Source organism: Massilia sp. WG5 (genome assembly GCF_001412595.2).
GTDB lineage: Bacteria > Pseudomonadota > Gammaproteobacteria > Burkholderiales > Burkholderiaceae_D > Telluria.
In genome coordinates this window covers 3,965,870-3,988,707 of the sequence record NZ_CP012640.2, presented here as the reverse complement: position 1 = coordinate 3,988,707, position 22,838 = coordinate 3,965,870, and the positions used below count along the sequence as shown (strand labels likewise).

The following is a 22,838-nucleotide window of genomic DNA, read 5'->3' as shown; positions in this document are numbered from 1 at the left end:
GGGAACGACGTGGCAGGTCTTACGCGACCTTCGGCTGCTCGTTACGCAGACGGATGTGCAGCTCCTTCAGCTGCTTCTCGTCGACTTCCGACGGCGCGTTGGTCAGCAGGTCCTGCGCGCGCTGGGTCTTCGGGAAGGCGATCACGTCGCGGATCGAGGTCGAGCCGGTCATCAGGGTGATCAGGCGATCCAGGCCGAAGGCCAGGCCACCGTGCGGCGGCGCGCCGTACTGCAGGGCGTCCAGCAGGAAGCCGAACTTCAGCTGGGCTTCCTCGGCGTCGATCTTCAGCGCGCGGAACACCTTGCTCTGGACTTCTTCGCGGTGGATACGGATCGAGCCGCCGCCCAGTTCCCAGCCGTTCAGGACCATGTCGTAGGCCTTGGCGACGCAGGCGCCCGGGTTGGTCTCGAGCATGTCCTCGTGGCCGTCCTTCGGCGCGGTGAACGGGTGGTGGGTCGCGGTCCAGCGGTCGGCTTCGTCGTCGTACTCGAACATCGGGAAATCGATCACCCACAGCGGCGACCAGACGTCGTCGAACAGGCCGGCCTTCTTGCCGAACTCCGAGTGGCCGATCTTCACGCGCAGCGCGCCCATGGCGTCGTTGACGACCTTGGCTTTATCTGCACCGAAGAAGATCAGGTCGCCATCCGCAGCGCCAGTCAGGGCCAGGATCTGGGACAGCACCTCGTCGGAGAGGTTCTTCACGATCGGCGACTGCAGGCCGTCACGGCCCTTTGCCTTCTCGTTGACCTTGATGTAGGCCAGGCCCTTGGCGCCGTAGATGGCGACGAACTGGGTGTAGGCGTCGATTTCCGAACGCGGCATCGAACCGCCCTGCGGCACGCGCAGGCCGACCACGCGTCCGTTCGGCATGTTGGCGGCGCTGTTGAAGACCTTGAATTCGACGGTCTTCATCAGTTCGGTCAGTTCGGTGAACTGCAGCTTGACGCGCATGTCCGGCTTGTCCGAACCGTAGGAACCCATCGCGGTGGCGAAGTCCATCACCGGGAACGGGTTCGGCAGGTCGATGCCGGCGGCGTTCTTGAAGACGACGCGCATCATGTCTTCGAACAGGTCACGGATTTCCTGTTCGGTCAGGAACGAGGTTTCGCAGTCGATCTGGGTGAATTCCGGCTGGCGGTCGGCACGCAGGTCTTCGTCGCGGAAGCACTTGGTGATCTGGTAGTAGCGGTCGAAGTTGGCGACCATCAGCAGCTGCTTGAACAGCTGCGGCGATTGCGGCAGTGCGAAGAAGGTACCCGGGTTGACGCGCGAAGGCACCAGGTAGTCGCGGGCGCCTTCCGGGGTCGACTTGCCCAGCATCGGGGTTTCGATGTCGATGAAGCCCAGGTTGTCCAGGTACTTGCGCACTTCCATCGAGACCTTGTAGCGCAGGCGCAGGTTGTGCTGCATCTGGTCGCGGCGCAGGTCGAGCACGCGGTGGGTCAGGCGGGTGGTTTCCGACAGGTTGTCGTCGTCCAGCTGGAACGGCACCGGGACCGAGGCGTTCAGCACTTCCAGCTTGGTGGTGTTGATCTCGATCTTGCCCGACTTCAGGTTGGCGTTGGCCGTGCCTTCCAGGCGATTCACGACGGTACCGGTGACGCGCAGGCAGTACTCGTTGCGCACATGCTCGGCGGCCTTGAAGACTTCCGCATTGTCGGGGTGGCAGACGACCTGCACCAGGCCTTCGCGGTCGCGCAGGTCGATGAAGATCACCCCGCCGTGGTCGCGGCGGCGGTGCACCCAGCCGCACAGGCTGACGGTTTGGCCCAGCAGCTCTTCGGTCACGAGGCCGCAGTAGTTGGTACGCATGGAGGACATAATTTTTCGATCCAGGTTGGTTATTCGGTGCCTGCTGCCAGGCGTTTGATTCTTGCTATCTTGTTTTATTCCGCTGCGACGGCGGCCGCGGCTGTCGCGGGCTCATCCGCCGTGACGGGGGCGACGACGCCCATCGACACGATGTACTTCAGGGCCGCGTCGACCGTCATGTCCAGTTCGACCACCCGGCTGCGCTCCATCATCAGGAAGAAGCCCGAGGTCGGGTTGGGCGTGGTCGGCACGTAGACGCTCACATAGTCGCCCACCAGGTGGTTCTTCACGTCGCCGCCCGGCACGCCGGTCAGGAAGGCGATCGTCCAGGAGTTCTCGTGCGGGTAAGGCACCAGCACGGCCTTGCGGAACGCGTTGCCGGAGGACGAGAACAGGGTATCGGACACCTGCTTGACGCTGCCGTAGATCGAGTTCACGACCGGGATACGGTTCAGCAGGCGCTCCCACATGCGCACGAACCATTTGCCGACCAGGTTATTGGTCAGCACGCCGGTCAGGAACACGATCGCCAGCGTGATGATCGCACCCAGGCCGGGAATGTAGGTGCGCGGCTGCCACTCGCTCGGCACCAGCATGAGCGACTGGTCCAGCGTGCCGATCACGAAGTTGAGCACCCAGGCGGTAATCGCCAGGGGCACCAGGACCAGCGCGCCGGTAATGAAATATTTACGCATCGGTGTCCGATAGGCTCAGGTACCGCTGCCGCCCGGCGTCGCGGCCGGTGCTGGCGTTGGCGCTGGCGCCGCGCTGGCGGTACTATCGCTGCCTGCGCTGCCGCCGCCGTCGGTCGACGGCGCGGTGCCGGTCGCCGGGGCGCTGCCACCGCGGAAGTCGGTCACATACCATCCGGTGCCCTTGAGCTGGAAACCGGCGGCGGTAACTTGCTTCTTGTACGATGACTTGCCGCACGACGGGCAGACCGTCAGGACCGGATCGGAAATCTTTTGCAGGACGTCTTTGGCAAACCCGCATTCATCGCAGCGGTAGGCGTAAATCGGCATCTGAATACTCCGCAAAAATCATCAAAACCCTGAATTATAAAGCTTTTGCGGACCGAGTTGCCCCTTGAAGCGCTTGGCGGGTGGGATGGACAGGCATGCAAGTTGCTGCTATCTGGCAACAGTGTTGTTTTTATTCCGCACAATCGATGCGTTACGTTTGCCGAACATCAACATACCTGTTTAAATAGCACTTCTCAGTTGCTAAGAAACAGAAGTTTGCGCGACAGGCCTTGGCCTTCGCCACCAAGCCATAAAAGAACGACTTCAAATCGGGGCCCATTGCGGGCCCTTTTCTTTTGCGGCTACAGCGTCAATCCGCCCGACACTTCCAGCGTCGCGCCGTTGACGTAACTGGCATCGTCGGACAACAGGAAGACCACGCAGGAAGCCACCTCGTCCGGCTGGCCCATGCGTCCCTGCGGAATCGCCTTGACCATCTCGTCGATCACGTTCTGCGGGATGTCCTTGACGATGGCGGTGCCGACGAAGCCCGGGCACACGGCATTGCAGCGTACCCCCTTGCGTCCCAGCTCGCGGGTCCAGGTCTTGGTCATCGCCAGCACCCCGGCCTTGGCCGCCGCATAATTGGTCTGGCCGAAGTTGCCGCTCAGGCCGACGATCGACGAGATATTCACGATCGCACCGCGGCTCTCGATCAGCGCTTCGACCGTCGCACGACCGCAGTTGAACACACCCTTGAGGTTGACGTCGATCACGCTGTCCCACTGCGCCTCGCTCATCTTGCGCAACTGGGCGTCGGCCACGATACCGGCATTGTTGACCAGGCCATCGATGCGCCCGAAATGCGCCAGCGTCGCCGCCGTTGCGGCCTGGACACTGGCCATGTCCGACACGTCGACCACGCAGCCCAGCACCTGCGCCGCCGGCGCTTCCGCCTGCAGGGCCGCCGCTGCCGCATCGACCGTTTCCGCACGCAGGTCCCAGACCGCGACGCTGGCGCCGGCTTTCGCGCAACGCCGGGCGATCGCCAGGCCGATGCCCTGCCCGCCGCCGGTCACGACCACTACTTTATCCTTCAGTTCCATTTCGTTTCCTTCCTGTTCATTGGTGCCGCCATCGGTCTTGCACGTGCGGGCTCAGCGACGCCGCCACACCATCCAGCGTTCCTTGCCCGCGAACACCGGGATCGATTGGTCGACCGCCTGGTCGGCGATGCAGTCGAAGCCCGGCGCCAGCAGCTCGTCCAGCCGCGCGCGCGTGATGCCGAATGGCGGCCCTTTCAGCGCATCGTCGAAGAAGAAGTAACCCGCCAGCAATCCGCCCGGCCGCAACAGCTGCTCCCAACGGCGCGCCACCGCGTCCCAGCGCGCACGCGGCAGTGCGCACAGGAAGGCCTGCTCGTAGACCAGGTCCAGCGGGCGCGGCGGGGTGTACTCGAAGAAGTCGGCCTGCACGATGCGGTCCGCCCACGGCCCCGCCAGGCTTTTCGCGCGCGCCACCGCGACCGGCGAAAAGTCGATGGCGGTGGCGTCCCAGCCGGCGTCCAGCATCAGCGCCAGTTCGTAGGCCGAGCCGCAGCCTGGCGCCAGCGTGGTGAGCGGCCGCGGCGCCTGCGCCACGAAGTCGCGCAGCCCGGCCGGCGCCGCTCCGCGGTCCCAGGGCGTGAACTGCCTGTCGAAGCGCTCGTCCCAGAACGCGGGGGCGAGCGGATCGCGGCTGCTGAAGTCCGGCATGGCAGGAGGCATCACATGAAATGCATGGCCGCCATGCCCACCACCGCGATACCGGTGACGCAGGCCAGCACGGCCAGCAGCCGGTTGGTGCGGCGCTGGTTCTCCACCAGCTTGAACATCAGGTCGCCCATGTCGAGGTCGCTGTGCGCACGCTTGTGCAGCACCTGGTGGGCCAGGCGCGGGATCTGCGGGAAGATCTGGGCGAAGCGCGGCGCTTCGTCGCGCAGGCGCTCGACGAAACCGCGCCAGCCGACCTGGTCGGCCATCCAGCGCTCCAGGTAGGGCTTCGCCGTCTTCCACAGGTCGAGGTCCGGATCGAGCTGGCGCCCCAGGCCCTCGATGTTGAGCATGGTCTTCTGCAGCAGCACCAGCTGCGGCTGGACCTCGACGTTGAAGCGGCGCGAGGTCTGGAACAGGCGCAGCAGCACCTGGCCGAAGGAGATGTCCTTCAACGGGCGGTCGAAGATCGGCTCGCAGGTGGCGCGCACGGCCGCTTCCAGTTCGTCGACGCGGGTGTCGCGCGGCGCCCAGCCGGATTCGATGTGGGCTTCCGCCACGCGCTTGTAGTCGCGGCGGAAGAAGGCCAGGAAGTTCTGCGACAGGTAATCCTTGTCGAAGTCGTTCAGGGTGCCGACGATGCCGAAGTCGAGCGCGATGTAGCGCCCGAAGGTCGCCTCTTCCACCGACACCAGGATGTTCCCGGGGTGCATATCCGCATGGAAGAAGCCGTCACGGAAGACCTGGGTGAAGAAGATCTCGACGCCATCGCGCGACAGTTTTTTCAGGTCGACGCCGGCCGCGACCAGGCGGTCGGTCTGCGAAATCGGGATGCCGTTCATGCGCTCCATCACGATCACGCTGCTGGAGCAGTAATCCCAGTACATTTCCGGAACCATCAGCAGGGTCGAGTTGGCGAAGTTGCGGCGCAGCTGGCTGGCCTGGGCGGCTTCGCGCATCAGGTCGAGCTCGTCGTGCAGGTATTTGTCGAACTCGGCGACCACTTCGCGCGGCTTCAGGCGACGGCTGTCCGGCCACACCTTCTCGATCAGGCCGGCCGCCATCTGCATCAGGGCGAGGTCTTCGTCGATCGTCGATTTCATGCCCGGCCGCAGCACCTTGACCGCGACTTCCTTGCCGTTCTTCAGGGTCGCGAAGTGGACCTGGGCGATCGAGGCCGAGGCCACCGGGGTGCGTTCGAAGGTGGCGAACAGCTCATCCGGCGGGGCGCCGAGGGAGCGCGTGATCTGGGCGATGGCCAGGTCGGAATCGAAGGGCGGCACGCGGTCCTGCAGCAGCGACAGCTCGGCCACGATATCGGGAGGCATCAGGTCGGGCCGGGTCGACAGCACCTGGCCGAACTTCACGAAGATCGGGCCCAGCTCTTCCAGCGCCAGGCGCAGGCGGATCGCGCGCGGCGAGGTGATGCGGCGCCAGAAGAACATCGTGTTGATGAAGCGGGCGGTGCGCGGCACGTCCAGTCCGGACATGGCGATCTCGTCGAGACCGTAACGCGTGGCAACCGTGAAGATTTTCAGCAGGCGCAGGAATTTCAGAATCATCAGCTATCCGTGGTGGGGTCCGGTTTCGTCAGAGCTGGCGGGGTGCTGCGCTGCGCCCGCAGCTGCTCGATCCGCTGGTCCAACTTCTGCTCCAGTTTTGCAATGCGCTTGGCGCTGCGCTCGACGTCGTCGCGCAGGCGGTTGACCTCGTCCGCGAAGCCCTCCACGGTCGTGGGACGGATCAGCACCCTTCTCTCTTCCAGCAGGAATTCGGCGACATTCTCGGCCAGGCGGCGCCCGGCGGCGCCGGCATGCGAAACGGCCGCGCGCGCGCCGCCGGCCAGGCGATTCGCAGCGATCGGCCCGAACAGGCGCTCGAGGTCGTGCTCGGCATCCCAGCGCAGGCCTTTCGCGAGCTGGGAGATGGTGTTGGCGAACTCGGCGTCGCCCTCGATGCGCACATAGGAAAACGCGCGGTCGCGGTTCTGCAGGATCAGCGGCAGGTCGCCGACCTTGACGTGGATGGTGACGTCCGGCACATCCTCATCGCCGGCGGCTTCGAGCATGCCGTCGCGGGCCACGCGCATGCACAGGCGCAGGTGGCCCATGTCGATGCAGGCGACCTTGCCGGCCTTGCGCATCAGCGTATCGCGCGCCCAGGCCTCCTGGGCCAGCAGGTGGTTGATGGTCGCCACACTTAGAAAAGAAGGAGTCGTTGACATTGAGGCTTGCGTTCAAAAAAAAACCGCCCTGTGTTGGGCGGTTCGATCTTACCAGTTCGCCGGGGCACAAACCCGGCGGCACGGATCGTTAGAGCAAAAAATATTGCAAAAAAGATCTTGGAAGGCCGAGAAACCGTAGCGAGCGGAAGCCCTGTTGGCCGAGAAGCGCAGCTGTACGAATAGTACAGCCGGTCCGCCGTAGCGGAGCATCGCAGGCCGACAGGGCAACGCGCAGTAGGTTTATCGGCCTTCCATCAGGTAATCTGCTGGATACCGGCGAGCACCCATCCGCCATTGCCCGACAGTGGTTTCGCCAGGTTCCATACCTCGACATACGGCTCGGCCTGGGCGCCCGGGGCATTGCGGATCATGCCGTTGAACTGCACGCTCGCCAGGTAATCGCGCTCGGTGGTTTCGATGCCCAGCAACTGGGCGTCGATCGACACGACCTCGGTATAGTCCTGGTTACCGCCGCGTTCCTGGATCTGCAGCTGCAGCTCGGCGAACACCTCGGGCGCGGTGAACTCGCGCAGGTCGGCCAGGTCGCCGCGGTCCCAGGCGGCCTGCATGCGGATGAAGGAGGCTTTCGCATGGCGCAGGAAGGCCTCGGTATCGAAGCCGGCCGGCACGCCCCATTGTTCGTGGGACGTTCCCTTGTTCAGCGACACGTTGGAAGTCGGCTGGTTATAGCCGCCCGAATAGGCATTCGGCTGATACCCCTGGTCCAGGCCCGAACCGATTTCCGGCGTGGCGGCGGCAGGCACCCGGTTCTGGTTAAAACCCGAAAACTGCGGATTGGCCGGCGTGTCCTTGCGGCGGAACATGCGCACGATGAACATCACCGCGAACACCAGCAGCAGGATCATCAGGATCGAGGACAGCGCGCTGGCCATGGCGCCGCCGATGCCGAAGTGCGAGAACAGCGCGCCCAGGCCCAGGCCCAGCAGGGCGCCGCCCAGCACGCCCTTCCACATGCTCGGGCGCCTCTGCGGGATCGGCTGCGGCGCCATCGGGGCCGGCGCCGGACGCTGCTGGTAGCCAGGCTGCTGGTAGGGCGCCGGTGCGGGCGCCGGGGCCGGTGCGCGCATCCGGCTGACCGACGACGACTGGCGGCCGAAGGAACGGCCGCCGCCCACCGGGCGTGCAAACGCATCGGCAACGAAGGACAGTGCCGTTATCGCGATCATCGTGCTGGCCAAGAATTTCTTCATCGTCGACACCTCAAAGTTTGATGCCGGTGTGCAGTGCAGCCACACCAGCGGTCAGGTTGTAGTACTGCACGCGTTCCAGGCCCACGCCTTCCATCATCGACTTCAGCGTTTCCTGGTCCGGGTGCATGCGGATCGATTCGGCCAGGTAGCGGTAGCTCTCGGCATCGCCCGCGATGCGCTGGCCCAGCCACGGCAGCACCGAGAACGAATAGACATCGTACGGCTTCTGCAGCGGCGCGGCCACTTTCGAGAACTCCAGCACCAGCAGCTTGCCGCCCGGCTTCAGCACGCGGCGCATTTCCGCCAGCGCGTGGTCCTTGTGCGTCATGTTGCGCAGGCCGAAGGCCACGCTGACCCGGTCGAAATAATTGTCCGGGAAAGGCAGCCTTTCCGCATCACACAGCAAGGTGGGGGTCACTAGACCTTTATTCAATAGACGGTCCCGGCCGACGCGCAGCATCGATTCGTTGATATCGGTGAGCCAGACCTCGCCGCTCGGCCCCGCCTGCTTGGCGAAAGCCTTGGCCAGGTCACCGGTGCCGCCGGCGATGTCGAGCACCTTGAAACCCGGACGCACGCCGGCCTGGGCGATCGTGAAGGTCTTCCAGATGCGGTGCAGGCCGCCGGACATCAGGTCGTTCATCACGTCGTACTTCGACGCGACGGAATGGAAAACCTTGGCGACCTCGTGGACCTTCTCGTCCTCGGAAACGGTCTTGTAGCCGAAATGGGTGGTGTTGGTCATAGTGTTTGCCAGTTTGATCTTGTTGCATTATACAAGGCTGATCCCGGGCGCAGGCGTCACCCATCCGGCATACGGCAGAGCTGTCGAAGGGCCTTGTTTGCAGCGTTGTCGCGGAAATAACAACACTGCAAAAAATTCATTCCAATCGTGCAGCACTTTCTTGAAATTTTGCTTATAGTGGTTCTGCTTTGTTGAGTCCGCCAGGCGAAGACCTGAGGCAAGGCAAGGTTTATACAAAATTCCTTTTGAGAGAGAAATAACATGGCGACTGGCACTGTGAAATGGTTCAACGATTCCAAGGGTTTCGGCTTCATCAAACCGGATGACGGTGGTGATGATCTGTTCGCGCACTTCTCGGCGATCAACACGGCCGGCTTCAAATCCCTGGCGGAGAACCAGCGCGTCAGCTTCGAAATCACCACCGGGCCCAAGGGCAAGCAAGCGGCTAACATCCAGCCGCAATAAGTCCCCACGGACGCCGGCCAGCCAGCCGGTCAAGAAAAGCGCCGACATTGCCGGCGCTTTTTTCGTTTACCTTCGACCCGGTCTCATCTAGTCTGAAGTGACCATGAAGTGACTATGTCTGGAGGTTGATATGGCCATCACCAATGTATCCGCAGGCACCAATGTCCATGAGATCGCTGACGGCGTTTACCGCATCAATACGCCGGTCAGCGTCGTACCGGGCGGCTTCTCGTTCAACCAATACCTGATCGTGGACGATCAGCCGCTTCTTTTTCACACTGGGCCAAGAAAACTGTTCCCGCTGGTTCGCGAAGCCATGGAAAGCGTCATGCCGGTCGAGCGCCTGCGCTTCGTTGCCCTGTCGCATTTCGAAGCGGATGAATGCGGCTCGCTGAATGAATGGCTGGACCTTGCACCGCAGGCGGCGCCCTTGTGCGGCCGGGTTGCGGCCATGGTCTCGGTAAATGATTTTGCGGACCGGCCCGCCCATGCGATGGCCGACGGCGCCGAGCTGAACCTGGGGACACGCTCGGTCAAGTGGCTCGATGCGCCCCACTTGCCTCACGGCTGGGAAACGGGCTTCCTGATGGATACCCGGACCAGGACGCTGTTTTGCGGCGACCTGTTCACCCAGGGCGGCGTCGGCGCGGCCGCCCTGACCAGCGATGACATCCTGGAGAACAGCGAAGCGTTTCGGAAACCGATGGATTATTTTTCGCACTCGACCCATACCGGGCAATTGATCGAACACCTGGCGTGCGAATTGCCCGGCACCCTGGCGTGCATGCATGGCAGCGCCTGGCGCGGCGATGGCGCACAGCTGCTGCGCGCCCTCGGCGAACGGCTGGTCGGTTCTTAGTGGTGGTGGCCGCAGGCGTGCGGCTTGGCGCTGGCGCCCGGCAGCACCGTGCCCGGCTCGCGCCCGCTGTCGCCCGCGAAGCCGGCCGCCTGCAGGCGCTGCAGGTAGTCCTGCCACAGCGCGTCGTGTTCACGGCCCAGCTTGTACAGGTAGTCCCAGGTGAAGATGCCGGAGTTGTGGCCGTCGGTGAACAGCGGCTTCACGGCATAGTTGCCGACCGGCTCGACACCTTCGATGCCGACATTGCGCTTGCCGACCTGTAGTACTTCCTGGCCGGGGCCGTGCCCCTTCACTTCGGCCGAGGGCGAATACACGCGCATCAGCTCGAAAGGGATGGAGAAGGCGGCGCCGTCGTCGAAGGCGATTTCCAGGATTTTTGACTGCTGGCGAATGGTGAGGCTGGTGGGCGTGGGCATAGTATCTACAAGTGATAACCCGTCGTCCCCGCGCAGGCGGGGATCCAAGTTCTGCTCGAGCAGTCGCTACGCGCGCAACTTGGGTTCCCGCCTTCGCGGGAACGACGGGACAGGCTGATTTTACTGCTTCGCGAACTTCCGCTCGATTGCCTGCTTCAATTGCGGCAGCAGCGCCCGCCTCTGCGCCAGCACCTCCACAGGCGTCTCGCGCACCGCCTGCGCCCACACCGGCGCCGGGAAGTGCGCATCGTCGGCGTAGCGCGGGATGACGTGCCAGTGCAGGTGGGGCACCACGTTGCCGAGGCTGGCGACGTTGAGCTTCAGCGGCTGCATCACCTCGCGCACGGCCTGCTCGAGCTTCCAGACGGCGTCGTTCAGCAGCAGGCGGTCGGCGTCGGACAGGTCGCTCATCTCGCGCACGTGGTCGTTCCAGACCACGCGCGCGAAGCCCGGGTAGTTGGCTTCGTCGGCCAGGATCACCGAAAACTGCTCGTTGGCGACCACCTTGGCGGACGCCGCCAGCTCGCACAGCTCGCAACCCGGCAGCTTCGTCATACCAGCACCCTTTCGATGCCGCCGTTGTTCGCGTTCGCGACGTAGTTCGGCAGCCAGTTCTCGCCCAGCAGATGGCGCGCCATCTCGACCACGATGTAGTCGGCGGTCGTGCCCGAGTCGTCGTTGTAGCGCGACAGGCCCTGCAGGCAGGACGGGCAGCTGGTCAGGATCTTGACGTCGCCCTTGAAGCCGTCTTCGCGCAGCTTGTCGGCGCCCTTCTCCATCTCCTGCTCCTTGCGGAAGCGGACCTGGGTCGCGATATCCGGACGCGACACCGCGAAGGTGCCGGACTCGCCGCAGCAGCGGTCGTTCTTCTCGATTTTCACGTTGTCGGCGGTCTGCACCAGCGCGTTCACGGTCTTCATCGAATCCTGCAGCTTCATCGGCGTGTGGCAGGGGTCGTGGTACATGTAGCGGGTACCGGTCACGCCTTCCAGCCTGACGCCCTTCTCGAGCAGGTACTCGTGGATGTCCATGATGCGGCAGCCCGGGAAGATCTTCTCGAACTCGTAGGTCGCGAGCTGGTCGTAGCAGGTGCCGCAGGAGACCAGCACGGTCTTGATGTCGAGGTAGTTCAGGGTATTCGCCATGCGGTGGAACAGCACGCGGTTATCCGTCATCATCTTGTCGGCCTTGTCGTACTGGCCGGCGCCGCGCTGCGGGTAGCCGCAGCACAGGTAGCCAGGCGGCAGCACGGTCTGCACGCCGACGTCCCACAGCATCGCCTGGGTCGCCAGGCCGACCTGCGAGAACAGGCGCTCGGAGCCGCAACCCGGGAAGTAGAACACGGCCTCGGTGTCGGCGTTGGTCAGCTTCGGATTGCGGATGATCGGGATGACCTTGTCGTCCTCGATGTCCAGCAGGGCGCGCGCGGTCTTCTTCGGCAGGTTGCCCGGCATCTTCTTGTTCACGAAGTGGATCACCTGCTCGCGGATCGGGGCCTTGCCGGTGGTCGGCGGCGGCGCCTTGGTCTGCTCTTTCGCCACTGCCTTCAGCACGCTCGCGCCCAGGCGCTGGGCCTTGTAGCCCAGGTCGACCATCGCCTTGCGGGTGGCGTTGATGGTGGTCGGGTCGGTCGCGTTCAGGAAGAACATGGCGGCGCGGTTGGCCGGCTTGAAGCTGCGCTTGTCCATCTTGCGCAGCAGGTTACGCATGTTCATCGAGACGTCGCCGAAGTCGATGTTGACCGGGCACGGCGTCACGCACTTGTGGCACACGGTGCAGTGGTCGGACACGTCCTCGAATTCTTCCCAATGCCGGATCGAGACGCCGCGGCGGGTCTGCTCCTCGTACAGGAAGGCTTCGATCAGCGCCGAGGTCGCGAGGATCTTGTCGCGCGGCGAGTACAGCAGGTTCGCCTGCGGCACGTGGGTGGTGCAGACCGGCTTGCACTTCCCGCAGCGCAGGCAGTCCTTGATGCTGTTGGCGATCTCGCCGATGTCGCTCTGCTGCATGATCAGCGACTCGTGGCCCATCAGGCCGAAGGACGGCGTGTAGGCGTTGCGCAGGTCGGCGTAGGCGGACTCGGTGTTGAGCAGCTTGCCCTTGTTGAAGCGGCCTTCCGGGTCGACGCGCTGCTTATAGTCGCGGAAATCGCGGATCTCGTCGTCGGTCAGGAACTCCAGCTTGGTGATGCCGATGCCGTGTTCGCCCGAGATCACGCCGTCCAGCGAACGGGCCAGCTTCATGATGCGCTCGACGGCTTTATGCGCGTCCTGCAGCATTGCGTAATCGTCCGAGTTGACCGGCAGGTTGGTGTGCACGTTGCCGTCGCCGGCGTGCATGTGCAGGGCCACGAACACGCGCGAGCGCAGCACGCGCTGGTGGATGGCGGTCGCTTCGTCGAGGATCGGCTTGTAGGCCGCGCCATTGAAGATCTGGCGCAGCGGCGCGCGGATGTCCTGCTTCCACGAGACGCGCACGGTGTGGTCCTGCACCACGTCGAACAGGCTGGCCTGCGGCTGCGCCGAGATGCGGCGCTCGAAGTTTTCGTAGAAGCCGTCCAGGCCGAACTCGGCCAGCTTCGGCAGCACGTCCTTCAGCGGCTGGTCGAGGTTCATCAGCAGCCAGCCCCAGCGCGCCGCGGTCCTGGCCAGCAGTTCGTCGGCCTGCTGCGGACGGTCGCCCAGGATCTCTTCCTTCGACACGCCTTCGCCGGTGGCGTCGTCGGCCTTGCTCACTTCCAGCTGGCCGGAGGCGAACAGGGCGTGCAGTTGTTCGACCAGCTGCAGCTTGTTCTTGATCGAGAGTTCGATGTTGATGCGCTCGATGCCGTCGGTGTATTCGCCCATGCGGTTCAGGGGAATCACGACGTCCTCGTTGATCTTGAAGGCGTTGGTGTGGCGCGCGATGGCGGCGGTGCGGGCGCGGTCCAGCCAGAATTTTTTCCGCGCTTCCGGGCTGACGGCAACGAAGCCCTCGCCCACCCGGGTGTTCGCCAGGCGCACGACCTCGGATGCGGCCTGCGCCACGGCGTTCTCGTCGTCGCCGACGATGTCGCCGAACAGCGCCATCTTCGGCAGCGTGCCGCGCTTGGACTTGGTGGCGTAACCGACCGCGCGCAGGTAGCGCTCGTCCAGGTGCTCCAGGCCCGCCAGGCGCAGGCTCTCGAACTCCGGCTTGCCGTTCTTCGGCAGGCTGTCGAGGTAATCCTTGATCTCGACGATCGAGGGGATCGCATCGCGCGCCTGGCCGAAGAATTCGAGCGCCACGGTGCGCGTGAACTTCGGCATCTTGTGCAGGATCCAGCGGCCCGAGGTGATCAGGCCGTCGGTGCCCTCCTTCTGGATGCCCGGCAGGCCGGCCAGGAATTTGTCGGTCACGTCCTTGCCCAGGCCTTCCTTGCGGAAGCGGCGGCCCTCGATCGCCAGCGTCTCGGTGCGGAACGGCGCGCCCTTGGGAGCGCCCTTCTCCGACGGATGGGTCCATTCGAGCTTGAAGGTCGCGACCGGGGCGTCGTGGATCTTGCCGAGGTTGTGGTCGACGCGGGTCACGTCCAGCCAGTCGCCGTTCGGATCGACCATGCGCCAGGACGCCAGGTTGTCGAGCGCGGTGCCCCACAGCACGGCCTTCTTGCCGCCCGCGTTCATGGCGATGTTCCCGCCGATGCAGGAGGCGTGGGCCGAGGTCGGGTCGACCGCGAACACGAAGCCGGCCTTCTCGGCCGCCTGCGAGACGCGCTGGGTGACCACGCCGGCGCCGGTGTAGATGGTCGCGTAGTCGCGGTCCACGCCCGGCAGGCGGCGAATGTCGACCTCGCCCAGCGCGATCAGCTTTTCGGTGTTGATCACGGCCGACATCGGCGTCAGCGGAATCGCGCCGCCGGTGTAGCCGGTGCCGCCGCCGCGCGGGATGATGGTCAGGCCGAGTTCGATACAGCCCTTGACCAGGCCGGCCATCTCGTCCTCGCTGTCCGGGATCAGGACCAGGAAGGGATATTCGACACGCCAGTCGGTGGCGTCGGTCACGTGCGAGGTGCGGTGCATGCCGTCGAAGCGGATGTTGCGCTTGTCGGTGTAGCGGCCCAGCACGGCTTTCGCGCGCTTGCGCAGGTCGTACATCGCGCGGAACTCGTTACCGAAGTCGTCGACTGCCTTGCGGGCCGCGGCCAGCAGCTGCTCGACCGCGTTGCTGCGCGCGGCGGAGGCGGCCGGATCGCCGTTGTCGCCGGCGTCGACGCTCAGGCGGCGCTTGTCGACTTCGGCCAGGCGGTGATGCAGGGCCTCGATCAGCTTGGCGCGCCGCTTCGGGTTGTCCAGCATGTCGTCCTGCAGATACGGATTGCGGCGCACCACCCAGATGTCGCCGAGCACCTCGTACAGCATGCGCGCCGAGCGTCCGGTCTGGCGTGCGCCGCGCAGTTCGTCCAGCAGACGCCACGAGGATTCGCCCAGCAGCCGGATCACGATTTCGCGATCGGAAAACGAGGTGTAGTTGTACGGAATTTCGCGCAAGCGTGCGGGCGCGTTCTCTTCGAGGAGGGCGTGGATATTGGCTGGTGCGTTCATGGAATCGGCTGACGAACTGACGCGTAGTGGACAGTCATTCTAGCTTATTGCGATGCACCATGCTGGCTTAGTGATCGTTTTTGATACACCGGGTTTAGCACAAACATCGGAAAAATGGTTTTCCGTGCAAATTTTCGGTGCATAAAAACGTATTTTTGCACCGAAAACTCGGCCATATCATGCACGAGGCATCTTATCCACGTTGGGTGGACATTCCTTTGCTCCAGGCTCCTTTGCTCCACGCCCTGTAGCGCCGCGTCAGCCGCAGGCTGCGCACCTGGTCCAGCACCAGCGTGACCGCCGGGCTGTAGGCCGACAGCGCCCCGCCGCCCCGGCCCAGCGCATGCAGGCGGCGGCGCACCAGCGCCATCCGCGCCAGGCTGACGAGCGCCTTGTCCTTCCAGTCGACCGCGGGCATGCTGGCGGCCGGCTCGCGTCCCGCCTGCCACTGGCGCGGCAGGTCGGGCACGGCGGCCAGCGCCGTCGCGATGCCGACGATGGCGACCCCATCGGCCAGGACCCGTTCGGCGACCGCGCGGCGCGCAATGCCGCCGGTGGTCATCAGGGGCATGCCGGCCACCTTTGCCAGGTCGCGGGCGAATTCGAGGAAGTAGGCTTCGCGCGCGAGCGTGCGCCCGTCCGCGGTGCGGCCCTGCATGGCCGGGCTCTCGTAACTGCCGCCCGACAGCTCGACCAGGTCGACCCGCTCGGCGTTCAGCATCGCCAGCACCTGGCGCGCTTCAGTCTCGGAAAAGCCGCCGCGCTGGAAATCGGCCGAGTTCAGCTTGACCGCGACGCAGAATCCCGCCGACACGCGGGCGCGCACGCTGCGCACGACCTCCAGCAGCAGGCGCGCCCGGTTGGCGAGGCTGCCGCCCCAGGCGTCATCCCGGCGGTTGGTCAGCGGCGACAGGAATTGCGAGATCAGGTAGCCATGCGCCGCATGGATCTGCACGCCCGTAAAACCCGCCCGCTCGGCCGCATGGGCGGTGGCGGCGAAGCGCTCGACGACTTCCGCGATGTCGGCCTGGCTCATCGCGACCGGTTGCGCGAACATCTTGCTGTGCTTGCCCAGATCCAGCGCCACCGCCGACGGCGCCCACGCCAGGCCACCCATGTTCGCCATCACCTGGCGCCCCGGGTGGCTGATCTGCATCCATGCCTGGGCGCCCTGCGCCCGCACCGCCCGCGCCCAGGCCTCGAAGGGCGCGAGCGGCGTGTCCGCCTCCAGCGCGATGGTGCCCGGGCCGGTCAGCGCGCGCCGGTCGACCATCACGTTGCCGGTGATGATGAGTCCGGTACCGCCCTCGGCCCAGCGGCGGTACAGGCGCTGGATGGCCGGCCCCGGCAACTGGCCGGCCTCGGCCAGGGTTTCCTCCATGGCGGCCTTGGCCAGGCGGTTCGGGACGACGGCGCCGTTCGGCAGGGTCAGGGGGGTGAACAGCATGGCATTTCCTTCTAAAAACGGGGTCGATACGCTATCCTAAGCTTAAAGTCAACTTCAAGGTCAAGCATGAATATGAAAATCGGCGAACTGGCGGACCGCAGCGGCATTCCGGCATCGACCATCCGCTACTACGAGAAGGAAGGCCTGCTGCCGAAGGCGCAGCGCGGTGCGAACGGCTACCGGGCCTACCAGGACGGCGCGCTGGAGCGACTCGACCTGATCCAGCTCGGCCAGAAGCTCGGCTTTTCGCTGGAGGCGATCCGGACGGTGACGGCGCTGCAGGGCGATGCGCTGAAGGACACGCTGCTCGGCAAGCTGGAGGCGCGGCTGGAAGAAATCGACCGCCTGCGCGCGATCCTGGACGCCCAGCGCAGCGCGGTGGTCGAGGCGAAGGCGCGCGTGCAGACGGCCATCGCCAGCGGCGAGTGCCGGGTGCAGGGCATGACGGAGTGCCGCTCAGCCGAATAGGCGGCTGGTGGTGTCGCCGAGCCACTTCCACCACCCGTCCGGCACATACAGCAGGGTCGCGGTCATGAAGATGTAGCGGCCGAACTTGCCGATCGCCATGTACATCACGCTGGGCCAGAACGGCAGGTGCAGCCAGCCGGCCAGGGTGCACAGCGGGTCGCCGATGCCCGGCACCCAGGACAGCAGCATGGTCTTCGAGCCGTAGCGCGCCAGCCAGTGGAACCAGCGCGACTTGCGCTCCTTGGCGAAGGCGACCTTGGCGCGGTAGCCGATCCAGTAGTCGACCACCCCGCCCAGCGTGTTGCCGAGGGTGGCGACCAGGATCGCCGGCCAGAACATGGCCGGATTCGCTTTCACGACGGCGAACACGGCCGGTTCCGAGCCCAGCGGCAGCAGGGTGGCCGACACAAAAGCGATCAGGAAAACGGAGGCCAGTCCGACAGCCGGTGCGGCAAGAAGTTTCAGCAGCCAGAGGACGGCGGACTCGATCATCGAAGAAGTGGTGGACGTGGTGGAGGTGAGTGGTCCATTATAATGAGGAAAAACCAGCATCACGACACGGCAGGCTCCGCTCCACCCTGCGCCGCCCGCCACCCAGGACTCCTCATCGCTTATCCGCCAAGCAGGACAGTCTCGCGTCGCCCCGGAATCCACAGATCGCATCCGCCATGACTACCGACTACCTCAAGAAAATCCTGACCGCGCGCGTCTACGACGTGGCCCAAGAAACCCCGCTCGAACTCGCGCCGACGCTGTCCCAGCGCATGGGCAACCGCATTTATTTCAAGCGCGAGGACATGCAGAGCGTGTTCAGCTTCAAGCTGCGCGGCGCCTACAACAAGATGGCGCACCTGCCGCCCGAGCAGCTCAAGCGCGGCGTGATCTGCGCCTCGGCCGGCAACCATGCGCAGGGTGTCGCCCTGTCGGCGAGCCGGCTCGGCTGCCGTGCGCTGGTCGTGATGCCGACCACCACGCCACCGGTGAAGATCAATGCGGTCAAGGCGCGCGGCGGCGCCAACGTCGAAGTCGTGCTGCACGGCGATTCCTATACCGACGCCTACAACCACGCCCTGCTGCTCGAGCGCGAGCAGCAACTGACCTTCGTCCACCCCTTCGACGATCCGGACGTGATCGCCGGCCAGGGCACGATCGGCATGGAGATCCTGCGCCAGCATTCCGGCCCGATCCACGCGATCTTCCTCGCGATCGGCGGCGGCGGCCTGATCGCCGGCGTGGGCGCCTATGTGAAAGCGGTGCGCCCGGACATCAAGATCATCGGCGTGCAGACCGTGGATTCCGATGCGATGGCGAAGAGCCTGAAGGCGGGCGAGCGCGTCACGCTGCCCGATGTCGGCCTGTTCTCGGACGGCACCGCGGTCAAGCTGGTGGGCGAGGAAACCTTCCGCATCGCCAAGGAAGTGGTCGACGAGATCGTGATTGTCGACACCGACGCGATCTGCGCCGCGATCCAGGACGTGTTCCAGGACACCCGCAGCATCCTCGAGCCGGCCGGCGCGCTGGCCGTGGCCGGCGCCAAGGCCTATGTCGAGCGTTCGCAACTCACTCGCAATCCGGTGAAGAACGAGAGCCTGGTGGCGGTGGCCTGCGGCGCCAACATGAACTTCGACCGCCTGCGCTTCGTGGCCGAGCGCGCCGAGCTCGGCGAAGACCGCGAAGCCCTGTTCGCCGTCACCATTCCCGAACAGCGCGGCAGCTTCAAGCGTTTCTGCTCGCTGGTCGGCCCGCGCAACGTCACCGAATTCAACTACCGCATCAGCGGCGAAGACGAAGCCCACATCTTCGTCGGCGTGCAGATCGGCAGCCGCAGCGAATCGGGCATGCTGGCGCGCACCTTCGAGGAACACGGTTTCCGCACCCTCGACCTGACGCACGACGAGCTGGCCAAGCTGCACGTCCGCCACCTGGTCGGCGGCAAGAGCGCCAAGGCGCACGACGAGCTGCTGTACCGCTTCGAATTCCCGGAACGCCCGGGCGCGCTGATGCGCTTCCTCGACAGCATGGCGCCGAACTGGAATATCTCGCTGTTCCACTACCGCAACCAGGGCGGCGACGTCGGGCGCATCCTGGTCGGGCTGCAGGTGCCGGGCGGGGAGATGGACGAGTTCAGGCAATTCCTGGCGACACTGGGGTATCGGAACTGGGACGAGACCCAGAATCCGGTCTACAAGCTGTTCCTGTAAGGCCTTGTGTGGCAGGCACGCCCGTGCCTGCCATCCGCGCACGCATCGATTGGCATAAAGGTGTAGGATACGCGGCTTTGCCGACGCGGCGATCCCGCGTCAAGTCCGGCTTTCGAGACTGAAAAATGACCAATACCCCTGATCAATCGCCGCTCGGTAAGACCTCGGCCTACCAGACCCAGTACGCGCCCGAGCTGCTGTTTCCCATTTCGCGCCAGCAAAAGCGCGACGAACTCGCCCTGACGGGCACCCTGCCCTTCTTCGGCGTCGACATCTGGAATGCCTACGAACTGTCGTGGCTGAACATGCGCGGCAAGCCGCAAGTGGCGATCGCGACCATCACGGCCCCGGCCGACTCGCCGAACATCGTCGAATCGAAATCGTTCAAGCTCTACCTGAACTCCTTCAACCAGACCCGCCTGGCGAACACGGACGCCCTACTGGCCCTGCTGCGCGAAGACCTGTCGAACGCCTTCGGCGCACCGGTGCATGTGACGCTGAGCATGCCGGACGACTTCGGCAAGCTGAAGATGGGCGAACTGGACGGCCTGCTGCTGGACCGCCTCGACATCGAGGTCGACAACTATGCGCCGGCCCCGGAATTGCTCAGCGCCAAGCATGAGGAAGCGGCGGTCGAGGAGACCCTGGTGTCGCACCTGCTGAAATCGAATTGCCTGGTGACGGGCCAGCCGGACTGGGCCAGCGTGCAGATCCATTACGTCGGTCCGCAAATCGACCAGGAAAGCCTGCTGCGCTACCTGATCGGTTTCCGTGAGCACAACGAATTTCACGAGCAATGTGTCGAGCGCATCTTTACCGACATCCTGCGCCACTGCAAACCGAACAAGCTGGCGGTGTACGCCCGCTACACCCGGCGTGGCGGGCTCGACATCAATCCCTGGCGCGCCAATTTCAGCACGGGAAAACCGCCGAATTTGCGCACCGCCCGCCAGTAAGGCCGCTGCGCAATGCGCAGCTTGTATAGAAAACCTGCGCATCGCCCCCATCTAGTGTCCGTTTCCCACGACAGAACGTGGCAGCAAAGCGACGTCAATTGCTTTGCCGCGCCAAGGTCCACACTGGGCAGGTCGGCAGGATTCGGCTAGAAAATACGAAAGATGGGCTTGAAACAACCCTTTCTGTGCGCCGAAATTAGAATTTCGTAGCGGAAATTGCGTCTGGATGCAAAACGGTTGCGCTCCCTCAAATTGACGTTTCACTGTAGGGATAAAACAGCCTGCCGGACAGACGCGAAATCGAATTACACGGCCATAAAACAGGCCTATAATTCCCGCTCGCAAGCATCAGGGTGCACTGCAATACGAAGCGTGTTATGACTAATTTAAGCAAAATCCTCTCGCTCGAGAACGTTCAGCTGGATCTAGAAGTGTCGAGCAAGAAGCGCGCCTTTGAACAGGCCGGCCTGATTTTCGAGAACAACTGCGGCATCGCCCGCTCGACGGTCTCGGACAACCTGTTCGCACGCGAACGCCTCGGCTCTACCGGTCTCGGCCATGGTGTGGCCGTGCCGCATGGCCGGATCAAGGGCAGCAAGAGCCTGAAGTCGCCGCTGGCCGCCTTCGTGCGCCTGGCCGAGCCGATCCCCTTCGAATCGCCGGACGGCCTGCCGGTGAGCCTGCTGTTCTTCCTGCTGATCCCGGACCATGTGACCCAGCAGCACCTGGAAATCCTGTCCGAGATCGCCGAACTGTTCTCGGACGAATCCGTGCGTACCGCGCTGGCGACCGATATGGATCCGCGCTCGGTGCACGAACGCATCATCAACTGGCAACCGAGCCTGCAGGCCCTGGGTTAATTTACCGAACATTCCATGCTCCAGACACCGCTGACCATCCAAAGGCTGTACGACGACAATCGCGACAGCCTGCAACTCGGCTGGTTTGCAGGTTTCCCTGGCGGCGAGCGCCTGATCTCGGGCGACGCCGTCTCGGCCGCCGACCAGGTCGGCCACCTGAACCTGATCCACCCGGGCCGCATCCAGGTGTTCGGGCACCAGGAACTGAATTACTACCAGCGCCTCAAGACCGGCTCCCGCAGCCACATGATCGGCGAAATGATCGCGGGCGGTCCGCCGGCCCTGATCATCGCCCAGGGCCTGGACACCCCGCCGGACATCCTCGCTATCTGCGACGAGCAGAACATCCCCTTGTTCTCGACGCCGCTGCCGGCGGCCCAGGTGATCGATTTCCTGCGGGTCTATTTATCCAAGAAACTGGCGCAACGCGTCATCATGCACGGCGTGTTCATGGACGTGCTGGGCGTGGGCGTGCTGATCACCGGCGATTCCGGTCTCGGCAAGAGCGAGCTGGGCCTGGAACTGATCTCGCGCTCGCACGGCCTGGTGGCCGACGATGCGGTGGAGTTCTCGCGCATCGCCCCGAACATGATCGAAGGCCGCTGCCCGCCGCTGCTGCAGAACCTGCTCGAAGTGCGCGGCCTGGGCCTGCTCGACATCAAGGCGATCTTCGGCGAGACCGCCGTGCGCCGCAAGATGCGGCTGAAGCTGATCGTCCACCTCGTCAAGCGCGGCGCGCTGGACGAGGAAGTCGAGCGCCTGCCCTTCCATTTCCCGACCGAAGACGTGCTCGGCCTGCCGATCCGCAAGGTCGTGATCCCGGTCGCGGCCGGCCGCAACATCGCGGTGCTGCTGGAAGCCGCGGTGCGCAACACCATCCTGCAGCTGCGCGGCATCGATACGCTGCAGGAATTCATGGAGCGGCAAAGGCAAGCCATGAGCAGCGATTAAGGCGCTGATACGGTATCATCACCGTATGCACATCGTCCTCATTACCGGTATCTCGGGCTCCGGCAAATCGGTTGCCCTCAACGTCCTCGAAGACGCAGGTTATTACTGTGTCGACAACCTGCCTCCCGCCCTGCTGCCCTCGCTGGTAGAGACGGTGAACGGCGCCGACAGCAAGTGCGTCGCCATCGCGGTCGACGCCCGCAGCGCCGAGTCGCTGGTGGAACTGCCGGCCACGGTGCGCATGCTGCGCGACAAGGGGCACGACGTCAAGGTGATGTACCTGACCGCCAGCACCCACTCGCTGGTGGCGCGCTTTTCCGAAACCCGCCGCAGCCATCCGCTGTCGCACGAGCTGCGGCCGGGCGAAAACCCGGCCGCGCGCCGCACCCTGATCGAATGCATCCTGGAGGAGCGCGAGCGCCTGGGCCCGATCGAGAAGCTGGGCCACGTGATCGACACCTCGGAGATGTCGGCCAACAAGCTGCGCGCCTGGGTCAAGGAACTGGCCGAGATCGAATACGCGAAGCTGACCCTGTTCTTCGAATCCTTCGCCTTCAAGCGCGGCGTGCCGCTGGACGCCGACTTCGTGTTCGACGTGCGCGCCGTGCCGAATCCCTATTACGACCTGACGCTGCGCCCGCTGACCGGCAAGGACGCGCCCGTCATCGCCTTCCTCGACGCCCAGCCCCAGGCCGTCGAGATGCTGGCCGACATCCGCGCCTTCGTGGCGAAATGGCTGCCCTCGTTCAAGACCGACAACCGCAGCTACCTGACGGTGGCGGTCGGCTGCACGGGCGGCCAGCACCGCTCCGTCTACATGGCGGAGCGGCTGGGCGCATATTTCAGCGATACCGAACGGGTGGTCGTGCGGCATCGCGAACAGCACTAGCCTGCCACGTCGCTCCCGCCTGCGCGGGGAGTCGGGCCGGGCAATGCCCGGCACG

General features: G+C 64.6%; 22 protein-coding genes. 8 read left to right on the top strand and 14 right to left on the bottom strand.

Translation table 11 applies throughout. The features are described 5' to 3' along the window. Positions 1-19 precede the first annotated feature (19 nt). The 9 genes from aspS to ubiE form a co-directional block, all read right to left on the bottom strand. Entirely contained in the window at positions 20-1,825 is a 1,806-nt protein-coding gene (gene aspS / locus AM586_RS17830; protein WP_047826884.1) for an aspartate--tRNA ligase, read from the bottom strand. Positions 1,826-1,890: 65 nt separating this feature from the next. Continuing rightward, positions 1,891-2,511, bottom strand: a complete 621-nt coding sequence (locus AM586_RS17825) for a DUF502 domain-containing protein (RefSeq protein ID WP_047826885.1) — start codon at positions 2,509-2,511, stop codon at positions 1,891-1,893. Positions 2,512-2,526: 15 nt separating this feature from the next. Further along, the gene (locus tag AM586_RS17820) at positions 2,527-2,838 is read right to left on the bottom strand and encodes an FmdB family zinc ribbon protein (RefSeq protein WP_047826886.1); all 312 of its coding nucleotides are present in this window, start codon (positions 2,836-2,838) and stop codon (positions 2,527-2,529) included. A gap of 302 nt (positions 2,839-3,140) precedes the next feature. Continuing rightward, positions 3,141-3,884 carry a 3-oxoacyl-ACP reductase FabG gene (gene fabG, locus AM586_RS17815; RefSeq protein WP_047826887.1) on the bottom strand — a complete coding sequence of 248 codons (744 nt, stop codon included), beginning with the start codon at positions 3,882-3,884 and terminating at the stop codon, positions 3,141-3,143. Between the two features lie 51 nt (positions 3,885-3,935). After that, a complete protein-coding gene (locus tag AM586_RS17810) occupies positions 3,936-4,532 on the bottom strand; it encodes a methyltransferase domain-containing protein (protein ID WP_047826888.1) in 597 nt (198 codons plus the stop codon). A gap of 11 nt (positions 4,533-4,543) precedes the next feature. After that, positions 4,544-6,091, bottom strand: a complete 1,548-nt coding sequence (ubiB, locus tag AM586_RS17805; protein ID WP_047826889.1) for a ubiquinone biosynthesis regulatory protein kinase UbiB — start codon at positions 6,089-6,091, stop codon at positions 4,544-4,546. Continuing rightward, a complete protein-coding gene (locus AM586_RS17800; RefSeq protein ID WP_047826890.1) occupies positions 6,091-6,753 on the bottom strand; it encodes an SCP2 domain-containing protein in 663 nt (220 codons plus the stop codon). Before AM586_RS17800 ends, ubiB begins: the two co-directional genes overlap by 1 nt. 254 nt (positions 6,754-7,007) lie before the next feature. Then, entirely contained in the window at positions 7,008-7,964 is a 957-nt protein-coding gene (locus tag AM586_RS17795; RefSeq protein WP_047826891.1) for a Tim44 domain-containing protein, read from the bottom strand. Positions 7,965-7,974: 10 nt separating this feature from the next. Further along, complete coding sequence (gene ubiE, locus AM586_RS17790; RefSeq protein WP_047826892.1) at positions 7,975-8,709, bottom strand: bifunctional demethylmenaquinone methyltransferase/2-methoxy-6-polyprenyl-1,4-benzoquinol methylase UbiE; 735 nt, start codon at positions 8,707-8,709, stop codon at positions 7,975-7,977. Between the two features lie 261 nt (positions 8,710-8,970). On the opposite strand from ubiE, the gene AM586_RS17785 reads away from it, so the two are divergent. Both AM586_RS17785 and AM586_RS17780 read left to right on the top strand, forming a co-directional pair. Then, a complete protein-coding gene (locus AM586_RS17785) occupies positions 8,971-9,174 on the top strand; it encodes a cold-shock protein (RefSeq protein WP_047826893.1) in 204 nt (67 codons plus the stop codon). A 130-nt stretch (positions 9,175-9,304) separates the two neighbouring features. Beyond that, the gene (locus AM586_RS17780) at positions 9,305-10,033 is read left to right on the top strand and encodes a hypothetical protein (RefSeq protein WP_047826894.1); all 729 of its coding nucleotides are present in this window, start codon (positions 9,305-9,307) and stop codon (positions 10,031-10,033) included. On the opposite strand, the gene AM586_RS17775 is transcribed toward AM586_RS17780, so the two are convergent. The 4 genes from AM586_RS17775 to AM586_RS17760 all read right to left on the bottom strand — a co-directional run bounded on the left by AM586_RS17775 (position 10,030) and on the right by AM586_RS17760 (position 16,458). Further along, positions 10,030-10,449 carry a gamma-butyrobetaine hydroxylase-like domain-containing protein gene (locus AM586_RS17775; RefSeq protein WP_047826895.1) on the bottom strand — a complete coding sequence of 140 codons (420 nt, stop codon included), beginning with the start codon at positions 10,447-10,449 and terminating at the stop codon, positions 10,030-10,032. The two genes, AM586_RS17780 and AM586_RS17775, sit on opposite strands and share 4 nt — an antisense overlap. Before the next feature lie 120 nt (positions 10,450-10,569). Then, the gene (locus AM586_RS17770) at positions 10,570-11,004 is read right to left on the bottom strand and encodes an HIT family protein (protein WP_047826896.1); all 435 of its coding nucleotides are present in this window, start codon (positions 11,002-11,004) and stop codon (positions 10,570-10,572) included. Further along, a complete protein-coding gene (locus tag AM586_RS17765; protein WP_047826897.1) occupies positions 11,001-15,011 on the bottom strand; it encodes an FAD/FMN-binding oxidoreductase in 4,011 nt (1,336 codons plus the stop codon). The genes AM586_RS17770 and AM586_RS17765 overlap by 4 nt, the downstream gene beginning before the upstream one ends. A gap of 193 nt (positions 15,012-15,204) precedes the next feature. Next, a complete protein-coding gene (locus AM586_RS17760; RefSeq protein ID WP_047826898.1) occupies positions 15,205-16,458 on the bottom strand; it encodes an NADH:flavin oxidoreductase/NADH oxidase family protein in 1,254 nt (417 codons plus the stop codon). Positions 16,459-16,524: 66 nt separating this feature from the next. Between AM586_RS17760 and AM586_RS17755 the strand changes: the two genes are divergently transcribed. Beyond that, complete coding sequence (locus AM586_RS17755) at positions 16,525-16,926, top strand: MerR family transcriptional regulator (RefSeq protein WP_229411294.1); 402 nt, start codon at positions 16,525-16,527, stop codon at positions 16,924-16,926. Here AM586_RS17755 and AM586_RS17750 read toward each other — a convergent pair. Continuing rightward, positions 16,915-17,418, bottom strand: coding sequence for a YqaA family protein (locus AM586_RS17750; RefSeq protein WP_047826900.1), 504 nt, complete (start codon positions 17,416-17,418; stop codon positions 16,915-16,917). The genes AM586_RS17755 and AM586_RS17750 overlap by 12 nt on opposite strands. Before the next feature lie 86 nt (positions 17,419-17,504). Between AM586_RS17750 and ilvA the strand changes: the two genes are divergently transcribed. The 5 genes from ilvA to rapZ all read left to right on the top strand — a co-directional run bounded on the left by ilvA (position 17,505) and on the right by rapZ (position 22,783). Continuing rightward, on the top strand, positions 17,505-19,127 hold the full coding sequence (gene ilvA, locus AM586_RS17745; RefSeq protein ID WP_373887960.1) for a threonine ammonia-lyase, biosynthetic: 1,623 nt from the start codon (positions 17,505-17,507) through the stop codon (positions 19,125-19,127). A 125-nt stretch (positions 19,128-19,252) separates the two neighbouring features. Further along, complete coding sequence (gene queF / locus AM586_RS17740) at positions 19,253-20,083, top strand: NADPH-dependent 7-cyano-7-deazaguanine reductase QueF (protein ID WP_047826902.1); 831 nt, start codon at positions 19,253-19,255, stop codon at positions 20,081-20,083. A 377-nt stretch (positions 20,084-20,460) separates the two neighbouring features. Next, on the top strand, positions 20,461-20,943 hold the full coding sequence (locus AM586_RS17735) for a PTS sugar transporter subunit IIA (RefSeq protein ID WP_047826903.1): 483 nt from the start codon (positions 20,461-20,463) through the stop codon (positions 20,941-20,943). Positions 20,944-20,958: 15 nt separating this feature from the next. Beyond that, on the top strand, positions 20,959-21,894 hold the full coding sequence (gene hprK / locus AM586_RS17730; protein ID WP_047826904.1) for an HPr(Ser) kinase/phosphatase: 936 nt from the start codon (positions 20,959-20,961) through the stop codon (positions 21,892-21,894). A gap of 25 nt (positions 21,895-21,919) precedes the next feature. After that, positions 21,920-22,783, top strand: a complete 864-nt coding sequence (gene rapZ, locus AM586_RS17725) for an RNase adapter RapZ (protein WP_047826905.1) — start codon at positions 21,920-21,922, stop codon at positions 22,781-22,783. Positions 22,784-22,838 lie beyond the last annotated feature (55 nt).